This is a genomic window from Streptomyces sp. NPDC006283 (assembly GCF_040613325.1).
Classification (GTDB): domain Bacteria; phylum Actinomycetota; class Actinomycetes; order Streptomycetales; family Streptomycetaceae; genus Streptomyces.
Genome location: NZ_JBEXRZ010000203.1, coordinates 1 through 13,656 on the forward strand (window position 1 = coordinate 1; position 13,656 = coordinate 13,656).

Below are 13,656 nucleotides of genomic sequence, written 5' to 3' on the forward strand. Positions count from 1 at the left end.
CTTCTCGGTGGTGTGGCACTGGACGAGCAGCCGCTCGCCGCGGCCCGTGGCGCCGTCCTCGTCCAGGACAAGGACCCCGTCCTGCTGTCGGGGACTCTCGCGGAGCTGCTGGAAGTGCCGGCGTCCGGCGCGGTGGCGGCGGACCGGGCCCTGGCGGCGGCGGAGTGCGGCGACGTGCTCGACGCGCTCGCGCAGGCTTCCCTGGACAACGACCCGATGGCAGCACCCGTCACCGAGCGCGGCCGCTCCCTGTCGGGCGGCCAGCGGCAGCGCCTCGCGCTGGCGCGTTCGCTGGTCACCGACCCTGAGGTGCTGGTGCTCGACGAGCCGACGTCTGCCGTCGACTCGCACACGGAGGCCCGGATCGCCGAAGGCGTACGGAAGTTGCGCGCGGGACGCACGACGGTCCTGTTCACTTCCTCGCCGCTGCTGCTCGACCGGGCCGACCACGTCGTCCTGGTCCACGAGGGCGAGGTCGTGGCCCAGGGCGTGCACCGCGAACTCCTGCACACCGAGCCCCGGTACCGAGCGGTCGTGACCCGGGAGACCGAGGCGGAGCAGCGTCTCGTGGGCGCCCAACGCGGCCATGCGGGCGTGGGATTCGACCAGCCGACGGCCGACAGCGACGACATCGAGGAGACAGCATGATCGGCCTGGCGCCACCGGAGTACGACCCGGCGGCTCTGCGCACGGCGACCACCCTGCCGGTGGGGTCGCCGGCCACCGTCCGGGCGTATGTGAGCGAGCTGCTGCGGCGCCACCGCCGGGCGTTCACGGTCCTCGTCGCCGTCAACACGGTCGCGGTCGTCGCCTCGATGACGGGCCCGTGGCTCCTCGGCTCCCTCGTGGAGAAGGCGGCGGACGGGGCGCGTGATCTCCATCTGGAGCGCACCGCCGCCCTGTTCGCGGTTGCGCTCGTGGTCCAGGCGTTCTTCGTCCGTCTGGTGCGGCTGCGCGGGGCGATGCTCGGCGAGCGGATGCTGGCGGATCTGCGGGAGGACTTCCTCGTGCGTTCCGTGGGGCTGCCCCCGGGCGTGCTCGAGCGGGCCGGGACAGGAGACCTCCTCTCCCGTATCACCACGGACATCGACCGGCTGGCGAACGCGATGCGCGAGGCCGTGCCGCAGCTGACGATCGGCGTCTTCTGGATCGTGCTGCTGCTCGGCGGGCTCACGGTGACCGCGCCGCCGCTCGCACCCGCGGTGCTGGTGGCGGTGCCGGTGCTGGTCGTCGGCTGCCGCTGGTACTTCAAGCGCGCGCCTTCCGCGTACCGTTCGGAGGCAGCGGGATACGCGGCCGTGGCCGCGGTGCTCGCCGAGACCGTCGATGCGGGACGCACGGTCGAGTCGCACCGGCTCGGGGCGCGCCGCGTGGCGCTCTCCGACCGGCGGATCAAGGAATGGACGTCCTGGGAGCGGTACACGCTCTATCTGCGGTCGGTCCTCTTTCCGGTCATCAACATCACCCATGCGACCGTGCTCGCCTCGGTGCTGATGATCGGCGGCGTGTTCGTGCTGCAGGGCTGGATCGGTGTCGGGCAGCTGACCACGGGTGCGCTGATCGCGCAGATGATGGTCGACCCGGTGAACCTGATTCTGCGCTGGTACGACGAGCTCCAGGTGGCGCACGTGTCGCTGGCGCGGCTGGTCGGCGTGCGGGAGATCGAACCGGCGGCGGGCGACGGGCGCCTGCGCCCCGACGGTCGTGACGTCCGCGCCGACCAGGTGCACTTCGGGTACCGCGAGGGCGTCGACGTCCTGCACCGCGTGTCCATGGACGTGCCGCCGGGCACCCGGCTGGCTCTCGTCGGCCCGTCCGGGGCGGGCAAGTCGACGCTCGGCCGGCTGCTCGCGGGCATCTACGCCCCGCGCACCGGGCACGTCACCCTCGGCGCGGCCGAGCTGTCCCGGATGCCGGCGGAGCGGGTGCGGGAGCATGTCGCGCTCGTCAACCAGGAGCACCACGTCTTCGTGGGCGCGCTCCGCGACAATCTGCTGCTGGCTCGTTCCTCCGCGCAGGACGCCGAGCTGTGGGCCGCACTCGGTGCGGTCGACGCCGACGGGTGGGCGCGCGCGCTGGACGACGGACTGGACACGGAGGTCGGGTCGGGAGGACTTTCCCTGACCCCCGCCCAGGCCCAGCAGATCGCCCTCGCCCGCCTGGTCCTCGCGGACCCGCACACCCTGGTCCTGGACGAGGCGACCTCGCTGCTGGACCCGCGGGCGGCCCGCCACCTGGAGCGCTCGCTCTCACGGGTCCTTCAGGGCCGTACGGTCGTGGCCATCGCGCACCGGCTGCACACGGCGCACGACGCGGACGTGATCGCGGTGGTCGAGGACGGCCGCATCAGTGAGCTGGGCAGCCATGACGAGCTGGTCGCGGCGCAGGGGGCGTACGCGGCGCTGTGGCGCTCCTGGCACGGCTAGGGTCTTTCGTTTGGATCAGGCCGGATCAGCGTTGGGGTCCCGAGAGGCCCTGGTGCGGCGGGGTCTGGCGGGGCGGCCGTCAGATGAAGTTCAGCGCCGCCGCCCCGCCCACGCCCCCGAGCAGCATGAACGCCGGCATCAGGACCTTCAGCTCCACCCAGCTGCCCGCGCGGAAGCGCAGCGGTTTCGGCGGGCCCACCGGGTACCAGCGCTTGTTGCCGACCGGGATGGGCCACAGGATCGGGCACCCCGAGACCGTCAGGGCGTCGCCGATGTCGTGGACGAGGGCTCCGAGGACGATGGGGAGGCCCAGCCACAGGTACTCCTGGCCGGGCGCGGTGAACAGCCAGTCCGAACCATTGCCCGGCTTGTCGAGGACGCCGGCCAGGATCCACGCGGTGGTGGCGCCGAGCAGCCACACCAGGACGTCGCTCGAGACCCGTGCGGCTCGCCACAGCAGGCCCTCCACCGCGAGCACCATGTGGACGAACAGGAGGGCGAGGACCGCCCACCGTCCGCCGAGGGCCGCCAGGGCGGACGCACCCCCGCCGATCAGCACCGCCCACAGCCAGGTGTGCGTGAGGGTGCGGTGGCCCCCGGTCCTGCGCTTGTCGCCCGGTTTCCTGGTCGCCTTGTAGACGGCGTACGAGAGCTTGTCGACGATCTCGCACAGTCCGCGTGAGATCGGGCCGAAGGCCCGCGAGATGGTCGCCGCCTTGTGGTCCAGATCCGGTGCGAGCGCCGCTCCCGCGCAGATCAGTGCTCCCACGACGAGGACGGGCCAGGGCATCGGATGGCCGGCGGCAGCCGTCGCCGCGCCCACCCCCAGCCAGGCAGCCGCCCCGGACAGAGAGTGCGCAGGTCCCATCATGTGCGTTCCCGCCCCATTGTTCTTGTCCCGAACCCCAGTTGACAGGTCAGCGTACCTTTCGCGATCTTGCCCCTCGGCGGCCGGTTCCCGTCCCGGGGGCCGCGCCAGGCAAGATGGGGGCGTGACCCTTATCGATCAGCTGCCGCCAGACGCCGACCCCGATGCCCTCTTCGAGGCCTTCTCCTCGTGGGCGGAGGGCCAGGGCATCACGCTCTATCCGGCTCAGGAGGAAGCCCTGATCGAGGTGGTCTCGGGGGCGAACGTGATCCTTTCCACACCCACCGGCTCCGGGAAGAGCCTGGTCGCGGCGGGTGCGCACTTCACGGCGCTGGCGAATGACCAGGTCACCTTCTACACGGCGCCGATCAAGGCTCTCGTCTCCGAGAAGTTCTTCGACCTCTGCAAGCTGTTCGGCACGGAGAACGTCGGCATGCTGACCGGCGACGCGTCGGTGAACGCGGACGCCCCGGTCATCTGCTGCACGGCGGAGGTGCTGGCCTCGATCGCGCTGCGTGACGGCAAGGACGCCGACATCGGCCAGGTCGTGATGGACGAGTTCCACTTCTACGCGGAGCCCGACCGCGGCTGGGCCTGGCAGATCCCGCTGCTCGAACTGCCACAGGCACAGTTCATCCTGATGTCGGCGACGCTCGGCGACGTGTCGATGTTCGAGAAGGACCTGACGCGCCGCACCGGCCGCCCCACCTCCGTGGTCCGGTCGGCGACCCGGCCGGTTCCGCTGTCGTACGAGTACCGGCTGACGCCGATCACGGAGACGCTGACGGAGCTCCTGGAGACCAAGCAGGCGCCCGTCTACATCGTGCACTTCACCCAGGCGCAGGCCGTGGAGCGGGCGCAGTCGCTGATGAGCATCAACATGTGCTCGCGCGAGGAGAAGGACAAGATCGCCGAGCTGATCGGCAACTTCCGCTTCACCACCAAGTTCGGCCAGAACCTGTCCCGCTTCGTGCGGCACGGCATCGGCGTGCACCACGCCGGCATGCTGCCCAAGTACCGGCGGCTGGTGGAGAAGCTGGCCCAGGCCGGTCTGCTGAAGGTCATCTGTGGCACCGACACGCTCGGCGTCGGCGTGAACGTGCCCATCCGCACGGTGCTGTTCACCGCGCTCACCAAGTACGACGGCAACCGGGTGCGGACGCTGCGGGCGCGGGAGTTCCACCAGATCGCGGGGCGTGCCGGCCGGGCCGGTTTCGACACCGCCGGCTTTGTCGTCGCGCAGGCGCCCGAGCATGTCATCGAGAACGAGAAAGCGCTCGCGAAGGCCGGTGACGACCCCAAGAAGCGCCGCAAGGTGGTCAGGAAGAAGGCCCCCGAGGGCTTCGTCGCCTGGTCGGACAGCACGTTCGAAAAGCTGATCGCCTCCGAGCCGGAGCCACTGACCTCCCGCTTCCGGGTCACCAACATCATGCTGCTCTCGGTGATCGCCAGGCCGGGCAACGCCTTCGAGGCGATGCGCCGGCTGCTCGAGGACAACCACGAGCCGCGCAAGGCGCAGCTGCGCCACATCCGCCGGGCCATCGCCATCTACCGCTCACTGCTGGACGGCGGAGTGGTGGAGCAACTGGAGAAGCCCGACGCGGAGGGTCGCACCATCCGGCTCACCGTCGATCTCCAGCAGGACTTCGCGCTGAACCAGCCGCTGTCGACATTCGCCCTCGCGGCCTTCGACCTGCTGGACCCGGAGTCCCCCTCGTACGCCCTGGACATGGTCTCCGTCGTCGAGTCGACGCTGGACGATCCGCGGCAGATCCTCGCCGCCATGCAGAACAAGGCGCGCGGCGAGGCGGTCGGCAAAATGAAGGCCGACGGCGTCGAGTACGAGGAGCGCATGGAGCGCCTCCAGGACATCTCGTACCCGAAGCCGCTCGAAGAGCTGCTGTGGCACGCGTACAACGTCTACAAGAAGTCGCACCCCTGGGTCGCCGACCATCCGGTCTCGCCGAAGTCCGTCATCCGCGACATGTACGAACGGGCCCTCACTTTCACGGAGTTCACCTCCTGGTACGAGCTCGCCCGCACCGAGGGCATCGTGCTGCGCTATCTGGCGAGCGCGTACAAGGCGCTCGACCACACCATCCCGGACGATCTGAAGACCGAGGACCTGGAGGATCTGATCGCCTGGCTGGGCGAGATGGTGCGCCAGGTCGACTCCAGTCTCCTGGACGAGTGGGAGCAGCTGGCCAATCCGGAGGTGGAGACGGCCGAGGAGGCCCAGGAGAAGGCCGACCAGGTCAAGCCGGTCACGGCGAACGCCCGCGCCTTCCGCGTCCTGGTCCGCAACGCCATGTTCCGCCGTGTGGAGCTGGCGGCCCTCGACCACGTCGCCGAGCTCGGCGCGCTGGACGCGGAGTCCGGCTGGGACGAGGACGCGTGGGGCGAGGCGATGGACGCGTATTGGGACGAGTACGACGACCTGGGCACCGGCCCCGACGCCCGCGGGCCGAAGCTCCTCGCCATCGAGGAGGACCCGGCGCACGGTCTGTGGCGTGTGCGGCAGACGTTCGCCGATCCGAACGGCGACCATGACTGGGGTATCAGCGCGGAGGTCGACCTCGCGGCCTCCGACGAGGCGGGCCTGGCGGTCGTGCGCGTCACGTCCGTCGGTCAGCTCTGACAGGGGAGAGAGATTCCGATGACGAATCCGGCCGAGCGTCTGGTCGATCTGCTCGACCTGGAGCAGATCGAGGTCAACATCTTCCGCGGGCTCAGTCCGAACGAGTCGTTGCAGCGTGTCTTCGGCGGCCAGGTGGCCGGCCAGGCCCTGGTCGCCGCGGGGCGGACCACCGACGGCGAGCGTCCCGTCCACTCGCTGCACGCGTATTTCCTGCGGCCCGGACACCCCGGGGTGCCGATCGTGTACCAGGTCGAACGGGTCAGGGACGGCCGGTCGTTCACGACCCGCCGGGTCACCGCCGTGCAGGAGGGCCGGACGATCTTCAATCTGACGGCGTCCTTCCACCGTCCCGAGCCCGGCAGCATCGAGCACCAGTTGCCGCCGCGGCTGGACTTCCCGGACCCCGAGTCGCTGCCGACGGTCGCGACCGAGATCCGCGAGCACCTCGGCGCGATGCCCGAGGCGTTGGAGCGCATGGCGCGCCGTCAGCCGTTCGACATCCGCTACGTCGACCGGCTGCGCTGGACGGCCGACGAGATCAAGGACGCGGACCCGCGCAGCGCGGTGTGGATGCGCGCGGTGGGCCCGCTGGGCGACGACCCGCTGGTGCACACGTGCGCGCTGACGTACGCGAGCGACATGACGCTGCTGGACGCGGTGCGCATCCCCGTCGAGCCGCTGTGGGGGCCCCGGGGCTTCGACATGGCTTCGCTTGACCACGCGATGTGGTTCCACCGCCCGTTCCGGGCCGACGAGTGGTTCCTGTACGACCAGGAGTCGCCGATCTCGACCGGCGGCCGGGGGCTCGCCCGCGGGCGGATCTACGACCATGACGGAAGGCTGCTGGTGTCCGTGGTGCAGGAGGGACTGTTCCGCCCCATCGCGGGCGAGTGAAGCGTCCACGGCCCGGTGCTGCATGCTTGTCGCACCGAGCACGCCGCAGGAAGACCGGCGGACGACCGACCAACTGAACCAACTGACCAACACAGGCACGAAGGAGTCCCTGATGTCCCTCTACGACATCCCGCTGCGCACGCTGACCGGCGAGGAGACCTCGCTCGCCCATCACCGCGGCAAGGCGGTGCTCGTGGTGAACGTGGCTTCCAAGTGCGGGCTGACGCCGCAGTACGCGGGCCTGGAGCGGCTGCAGAAGGAGTACGGCGAGCGGGGCTTCACCGTGCTGGGCGTGCCCTGCAACCAGTTCGCCGGGCAGGAGCCGGGCACTGCCGAGGAGATCGGGACCTTCTGCTCCGCGACGTACGGGGTGACCTTCCCGCTCCTGGAGAAGACGGACGTGAACGGCGCGGACCGGCACCCGCTGTACGCCGAGCTGACGAAGGTCGCGGACGCCGAGGGCGAGGCGGGCGACGTCCAGTGGAACTTCGAGAAGTTCCTGATCTCGCCCCAGGGTGAGGTCACCCGCTTCCGTCCCCGCACCGAGCCGGAGTCCCCCGAGGTCCTGGCGGCGATCGAGGCGCGGCTGCCCGCCTGAGCACACGTGCCTTGAGCGACCCGCCTCGCGCACGCACGCTGTGAGCACACGCGGAAGGCTCCGGTCCCCTGCGGGACCGGAGCCTTCGTGCTCTCCTGGCGTGTCAGCGGATCGGCATGCCCGACAGGGTCCGGGCGATCACCAGACGCTGGATCTCGCTGGTGCCCTCGAAGATCGTGTAGATCGCGGCGTCGCGGTGCATGCGCTCCACCGGGTACTCGCGGGTGAAGCCGTTGCCGCCGAGGATCTGGATGGCCTGGGCGGTGACCTTCTTCGCGGTCTCGCTGGCGAACAGCTTGGACATGGAGCCCTCGGCGGAGGTGAACGGCTTGCCGGCGGTCGCCATCCACGAGGCGCGCCACACCAGGAGACGCGCCGCGTCGATCTGGGTGCGCATGTCGGCGAGCTGGAAGGCGACGCCCTGGTTGTCGATGATCGGGCGGCCGAACTGCTCACGGGTCTTCGCGTAGTCGAGCGCGACCTCGTACGCGGCGCGGGCGGTGCCGACCGCCATCGCGCCGACGGCGGGGCGGGAGGCCTCGAAGGTGGCCATCGCCGCGTTCTTCACCCTCTCGCCGCCACCGGCCTTCGCCCGCTCGTGGGCCCTCGCCAGGCGCTCGTCCAGCTTCTCCTTGCCGCCGAGGAGGCAGCTGCCGGGAATCCGGACGTCCTCGAGGACGACCTCGGCGGTGTGCGAGGCGCGGATGCCGTGCTTCTTGAACTTCTGCCCCTGGGACAGCCCGGGGGTGTTCGGCGGAACGATGAACGAGGCGTGGCCCTTTGAGCCGAGCTCGGGGTCGACGAGCGCGACGACGACGTGGACGTTCGCTATGCCGCCGTTGGTCGCCCAGGTCTTGGTGCCGTTGAGGACCCACTCGTCCTTCGCCTCGTCGTACACGGCGCGTGTGCGCATGGACGCCACGTCGGAGCCGGCGTCGGGCTCGGAGGAGCAGAAGGCGGCGACCTTGACATCGTTGGCATCGCCGTACATCTGGGGGATCCAGGTACCGATCTGTTCCTCGGTGCCGTTGGCGATGACGCCGACGGCGGCGAGTCCGGTGCCGACGATCGACAGCGCGATGCCCGCATCGCCCCAGAACAGCTCCTCCATCGTCATGGGGATGCCGAGACCGGTGGGGTCGAAGAACTGTTGGGCGTAGAAGTCGAGGGAGTAGATTCCGATCTTGGCGGCCTCCTGGATGACTGGCCAGGGGGTCTCCTCACGCTCGTCCCACTCGGCGGCGGCCGGACGCATCACATCCCTGGCGAATCCGTTCAGCCAGTCACGGACCTGCTTCTGGTCGTCGTTGAGATCGAGCGTGAACTCGGCCATGTCCCCTCCAGTACTGCGGCGATGGCGTGCATGTTACCTGCGGTAACCGAAGTGTGTTACCGACTGGTAGCACCTGTCAACCAGCCATGGCCCGATCATGTGTGCGGACTGGCAGGGTGTTACTTTGCGCAGGCGTCACGCAATCGTCCGGGCGGGGAGAATCACATGGAGACCACACAACAGCAGCGGTCGGCGGACCAGCGCCGTCGGGAGCTCCTCGAGGCCGCCGACCGGGTCGTGCTCCGGGACGGCCCCCACGCCTCCATGAACGCCATCGCCGCGGAGGCCGGGATCACCAAGCCGATCCTCTACCGGCACTTCGGAGACAAGAGCGGGCTCTACCGGGCGCTCGCCAAGCGCCACACCGACGCGCTGCTCAGGGCCCTGCAGGTGGCGGTGGACGCGGACGTCGACCGCCGCCAGCGGGTGGCGGGCACGCTCGACACGTATCTCGCCGCGATCGAGGCGCGTCCCCAGGTGTACCGGTTCCTCATGCACCCGGCGGAGGAGAGCCAGCCCTCGGAGGCCGGCTTCGACGTCGGACGCCACTCGGCGCCGCTGCTGCGCCGCCTCGGCGAGGAACTCGGCAAGGTGATCGCCGACCGCGTCGACCTCGGCCCCGGCGGCGAGATGGTGGCCCGGGTGTGGGGTCACGGCATCGTCGGCATGATGCATGCGGCCGGGGACTGGTGGCTGGGCGAACGGCAGTGTTCGCGAGCGGAGTTGGTGACGAGCCTGACGGACCTGCTGTGCGGCCGCCTCTTCCAGGTCGAGGACAGAGCGGACGGACCGGGCTTCTAGGGTCTTTCGTTCGGATCAGGCCGGATCCGTGTGGGCCCCACGCCCGCAGGGGGCCTCGCCGCCGTGCGGGCGCGGCCGGCCGGACACCGCGCGGACGCGGTACACGACCGGGGGGCCTGCCCCCGTCGGGAACGGGCCGGCAGGCAGCCGGCGCCCCGCCCGCTCACTGCAGCCGCGCCACCCGTTCCGGCGTCGCCCACGACGCCTTGCGCGCCGCGCGCGCCAGGCGGGAGCGGCGTCGCCGGCGCGTGAGGCGGTCTGCGTATATCGCTCCTTCCAGGTGGTCGCACTCGTGCTGCAGGCAGCGCGCGAAGAACCCGGAGCCCTCCACCCGTACCGGCTCGCCGTCCTTCGTCACGCCCTCCACCACCGCACGGTCGAAGCGTTCCGTGCCGGCCTCCAGGCCCGGCAGCGACAGACAGCCCTCCGGGCCGCGGACGACCACGCCGTCCGCCGCCACCAGACGGGGGTTGACGATGTGTCCGAGGTGGCGGACGTCCTCGTCGTCGGGACAGTCGTAGACGAACACCCGCAAACCCACCCCGACCTGGTTGGCCGCGAGGCCGACGCCCTGGGCCGCGTACATCGTCGCGAACAGGTCCTCGACGAGCTCCGCGAGGGCGGTGCCGAAGTCGGTGACGGTCTCGCACGGGGCGTGCAGCGCCGGATCCGCGAGCAGGCTCATCGGCCTCACGCGTCCGGAACTGCCGGGGATCGGCCGGTTTCGCATGGCGTCCAGCGTACGTTCCCCGTACGTTCGCGCGTGACCTCCACGTTTTCCGACGGTGCCGCGGTGCGGGCGGCCGACCGGAGCTGGATAGGCTGAGTCCGGACCGATGCAAGGAGGACCAAGGACGATGTCAGGCAACTCGGAGCCCCTGACGCCGCGAGCCAAGCTGGCCGTGACGGCGGGCAAGGCCGCAGCAGCGGTGTCCCGCGCCGCCGGACGCGGCAGCGGATCGGTGATCGGCGGCCGGGTGGCGCTCAAGCTCGACCCCGACCTGCTGGGGAGGCTGGCGCAGCACCTGGACGTGGTCCTCGTTTCTGCGACCAACGGCAAGACCACCACGACCCGGCTGATCGCGGAGGCACTGCGCGCCAGCGGCCCGGTGGTGTCGAACGCACTCGGCGCCAACATGCCGGCGGGCATCACGTCGGCACTGGCCGGCGGCTCCGACGCCCGGTTCGGTGTGATCGAGGTGGACGAGAAATACCTCGCCGGCGTGGCCCGGGATGTGACGCCCAAGGCCATCGCACTGCTCAACCTCTCCCGTGACCAGCTGGACCGCGCGGCGGAGACGCGGATGCTGGCCGAGAAGTGGCGTGAGGGTCTTTCCGGTTCGAAGGCGATGGTCATCGCCAACGCCGACGACCCGCTGGTGGTGTGGGCGGCTTCCTCCTCCCCGAATGTGGTGTGGGTGGCGGCCGGCCAGGAGTGGAAGGACGACGCCTGGTCCTGCCCGTCCTGCGGTGGTGTGATGCAGCGCCCCGGTGACGACTGGTTCTGCGGCGAGTGCGGTTTCCGCCGCCCCGCCCCGAGCTGGGTGCTCAGCGGCGACCATGTCATCGACCCGCACGGCTCGGCCTGGCCGATCCACCTCCAGCTGCCCGGCCGTGCCAACAAGGCCAACGCCGCCACCTCCGCCGCGGTCGCCGCCTGCTTCGGTGTCCCGCCGCAGGTGGCGCTGGAGCGCATGTACCAGGTGCAGGCCGTGGCCGGCCGGTACGACGTCGTGTCCTTCCTCAACCGCGATGTGCGGCTGCTGCTGGCCAAGAACCCGGCCGGATGGCTGGAGACGTTCTCCCTGATCGACCCGCCGCCGACGCCGGTGATCCTCTCCGTCAACGCCCGCGGCGCGGACGGCACGGACACCTCCTGGCTGTGGGACGTCGACTACACGCGGCTCGCCGGGCACCCCATCTTCGTGATCGGCGACCGCCGGCTGGACCTCGCGGTCCGGCTGGAAGTCGCCGGTCTGGACTTCCGGGTGTGCGAGTCGGTCGACGAGGCGGTGCAGTCGGCGCCGCCCGGCCGGATCGAGCTGATCGCCAACTACACCGCCTTCCAGGACGTTCGCCGCCGCGTCGGCAACTGATCCACGGCCGGAAGACAAGGACTTGAGGACTACGAGCATGAGTGACAGCAGTCTGCGTCTGGTCTGGGTGTACCCGGACCTGCTGAGCACCTACGGCGACCAGGGCAACGCCCTTGTCGTGGAGCGGCGGGCCCGGCAGCGCGGCCTGGACGTGATGCGCATCGACGTGCGCAGCGACCAGCCGGTGCCGACCTCCGGCGACATCTATCTGATCGGCGGCGGCGAGGACCGCCCGCAGCGGCTCGCGGCCGAGCGGCTGCGCCGCGACGGCGGGCTGAGCCGGGCGGCGTCGAACGGCGCCATCATCTTCTCGGTCTGCGCCGGCTACCAGATCCTCGGCCACGAGTTCATCAACGACCTCGGTGAGCGCGAGCCCGGCCTCGGTCTCATCGACGTGGTCTCCACGCGCGGCGAGGGCGCCCGCTGTGTCGGTGACGTACTGGCGGACATCGACCCGCAGTTGGGGCTGCCCCAGCTGACGGGCTTCGAGAACCACCAGGGCATCACACACCTCGGTCCGACGGCGCGCCCGTTCGCCCGTACCGTCTTCGGCCGGGGCAACGGCACCGGCGACGGTACGGAGGGCGCGTACAACGACACCGTTTTCGGTACCTACATGCACGGCCCCGTCATGGCCCGCAATCCGCAGATCGCCGATCTGCTGCTGAAGCTGGCGCTCGACGTGAACGCGCTGCCGCCGACCGACGACCGGTGGTACGAGGCACTGCGCGCCGAGCGGATCGCGGCCGCGACACAGCCCGCCTGATGGGCCCTTCGCTCAGCTGAGCGGAGCCGGGTGGGCGCGGTCCCACCAGTCGGACGCCCGTTTCTGACCCGCCACCCGACGCCGGTAGGGTGGCGGGGATCCAACCGGACGACGTGGTCCGGGAGTCCGCCCACGTTGTAAAGGTATTCGCGCTATGCGCATTGGTGTGCTCACCTCCGGCGGCGACTGCCCCGGACTGAACGCCGTCATCCGTTCCGTCGTACACCGTGCCGTCGTCGATCACGGCGACGAGGTCATCGGATTCCACGACGGCTGGAAGGGCCTCCTGGAGTGCGACTACCGCAAGCTGGATCTGGACGCGGTGGGTGGCATCCTGGCCCGTGGCGGCACGATCCTCGGCTCCTCCCGGGTCCAGCCGGCGCATCTGCGCGACGGTGTGGAACGCGCCAAGGGGCATGTGGCCGACCTGGGTCTGGACGCCATCATCCCGATCGGCGGCGAGGGGACCCTCAAGGCGGCCAATCTGCTGTCCGAGGCCGGTCTCCCCATCGTCGGTGTGCCCAAGACGATCGACAACGACATCGCGTCGACCGACGTCACCTTCGGCTTCGACACCGCCGTCGGTGTGGCCACCGAGGCGCTGGACCGTCTGAAGACCACCGCCGAGTCCCACCAGCGCGTCCTGATCGTCGAGGTCATGGGCCGGCACACCGGCTGGATCGCGCTGCACTCGGGCATGGCCGCCGGCGCGCACGCCATCGTGGTGCCGGAACGGCCCTTCGACATCGAGGAGCTGACCCGTCGGGTCGGCGCCCGGTTCGAGGCGGGCAAGCGGTTCGCGATCGTGGTCGTCGCCGAGGGCGCGAAGCCCCGTGAGGGCTCGATGCAGTGGGACGAGGGCGGCAAGGACATCTACGGCCACGAGCGCTTCGCGGGCGTGGCGCGTCAGCTCTCCGTCGAGCTGGAGCAGCGGCTCGGCAAGGAGGCGCGTCCGGTGATCCTCGGCCACGTCCAGCGCGGCGGAACGCCCACCGCCTACGACCGTGTCCTCGCCACGCGTTTCGGCTGGCACGCGGTGGAGGCCGCGCACCGCGGCGAGTTCGGCATGCTGACGGCGCTGCGCGGCACGGACATCACGATGGTGCCGCTCGCCGAGGCGACGCAGACGCTGAAGACCGTTCCCGAGGACCGTTACGACGAGGCCGAGACGGTCCTCTGATCCGACCCGCGGATCCATCCGGATCCCTACGAACCGCCCCCGGTCGCAGCAGCGAC

12 protein-coding genes are annotated in these 13,656 nt (G+C 70.5%); 9 read left to right on the forward strand and 3 right to left on the reverse strand.

What is annotated here, in order from left to right:
• The coding region (locus ABZ070_RS29405) for an ABC transporter ATP-binding protein (RefSeq protein WP_356638375.1) at positions 1-648 on the forward strand (648 nt) is incomplete at its 5' end.
• Complete coding sequence (locus ABZ070_RS29410) at positions 645-2,426, forward strand: ABC transporter ATP-binding protein (protein ID WP_356638376.1); 1,782 nt, start codon at positions 645-647, stop codon at positions 2,424-2,426. The genes ABZ070_RS29405 and ABZ070_RS29410, both read left to right, overlap by 4 nt.
• A 79-nt stretch (positions 2,427-2,505) precedes the next feature.
• Here the strand turns inward: ABZ070_RS29410 and ABZ070_RS29415 are convergent, their stop codons facing one another.
• Positions 2,506-3,297 (reverse strand): metal-dependent hydrolase, encoded by a 792-nt coding sequence (locus ABZ070_RS29415; RefSeq protein WP_356638377.1) that lies wholly within the window; start codon positions 3,295-3,297, stop codon positions 2,506-2,508.
• 121 nt (positions 3,298-3,418) lie between these two features.
• Between ABZ070_RS29415 and ABZ070_RS29420 the strand changes: the two genes are divergently transcribed.
• The 3 genes from ABZ070_RS29420 (at position 3,419) to ABZ070_RS29430 (ending at position 7,424) form a co-directional block, all read left to right on the forward strand.
• Complete coding sequence (locus ABZ070_RS29420; RefSeq protein ID WP_356638378.1) at positions 3,419-5,932, forward strand: DUF3516 domain-containing protein; 2,514 nt, start codon at positions 3,419-3,421, stop codon at positions 5,930-5,932.
• Positions 5,933-5,950: 18 nt separating this feature from the next.
• Positions 5,951-6,826 carry an acyl-CoA thioesterase II gene (locus tag ABZ070_RS29425; protein WP_356638379.1) on the forward strand — a complete coding sequence of 292 codons (876 nt, stop codon included), beginning with the start codon at positions 5,951-5,953 and terminating at the stop codon, positions 6,824-6,826.
• A gap of 112 nt (positions 6,827-6,938) precedes the next feature.
• The gene (locus tag ABZ070_RS29430) at positions 6,939-7,424 is read left to right on the forward strand and encodes a glutathione peroxidase (RefSeq protein WP_356638380.1); all 486 of its coding nucleotides are present in this window, start codon (positions 6,939-6,941) and stop codon (positions 7,422-7,424) included.
• Between the two features lie 103 nt (positions 7,425-7,527).
• On the opposite strand, the gene ABZ070_RS29435 is transcribed toward ABZ070_RS29430, so the two are convergent.
• Positions 7,528-8,757: an acyl-CoA dehydrogenase family protein gene (locus tag ABZ070_RS29435; protein WP_356638381.1), complete on the reverse strand. Its 1,230-nt coding sequence runs from the start codon at positions 8,755-8,757 to the stop codon at positions 7,528-7,530.
• 165 nt (positions 8,758-8,922) lie between these two features.
• On the opposite strand from ABZ070_RS29435, the gene ABZ070_RS29440 reads away from it, so the two are divergent.
• Positions 8,923-9,558: a TetR family transcriptional regulator gene (locus ABZ070_RS29440; RefSeq protein ID WP_356638382.1), complete on the forward strand. Its 636-nt coding sequence runs from the start codon at positions 8,923-8,925 to the stop codon at positions 9,556-9,558.
• A gap of 163 nt (positions 9,559-9,721) precedes the next feature.
• On the opposite strand, the gene def is transcribed toward ABZ070_RS29440, so the two are convergent.
• On the reverse strand, positions 9,722-10,288 hold the full coding sequence (gene def, locus ABZ070_RS29445; RefSeq protein WP_356638383.1) for a peptide deformylase: 567 nt from the start codon (positions 10,286-10,288) through the stop codon (positions 9,722-9,724).
• Between the two features lie 127 nt (positions 10,289-10,415).
• On the opposite strand from def, the gene ABZ070_RS29450 reads away from it, so the two are divergent.
• The 3 genes from ABZ070_RS29450 to ABZ070_RS29460 all read left to right on the forward strand — a co-directional run bounded on the left by ABZ070_RS29450 (position 10,416) and on the right by ABZ070_RS29460 (position 13,600).
• Positions 10,416-11,654 (forward strand): MurT ligase domain-containing protein, encoded by a 1,239-nt coding sequence (locus ABZ070_RS29450; protein WP_356638384.1) that lies wholly within the window; start codon positions 10,416-10,418, stop codon positions 11,652-11,654.
• A gap of 37 nt (positions 11,655-11,691) precedes the next feature.
• Positions 11,692-12,420 carry a glutamine amidotransferase gene (locus tag ABZ070_RS29455; protein ID WP_356638385.1) on the forward strand — a complete coding sequence of 243 codons (729 nt, stop codon included), beginning with the start codon at positions 11,692-11,694 and terminating at the stop codon, positions 12,418-12,420.
• Between the two features lie 154 nt (positions 12,421-12,574).
• Positions 12,575-13,600 (forward strand): 6-phosphofructokinase, encoded by a 1,026-nt coding sequence (locus ABZ070_RS29460; RefSeq protein ID WP_356638386.1) that lies wholly within the window; start codon positions 12,575-12,577, stop codon positions 13,598-13,600.
• Positions 13,601-13,656: the final 56 nt, after the last annotated feature.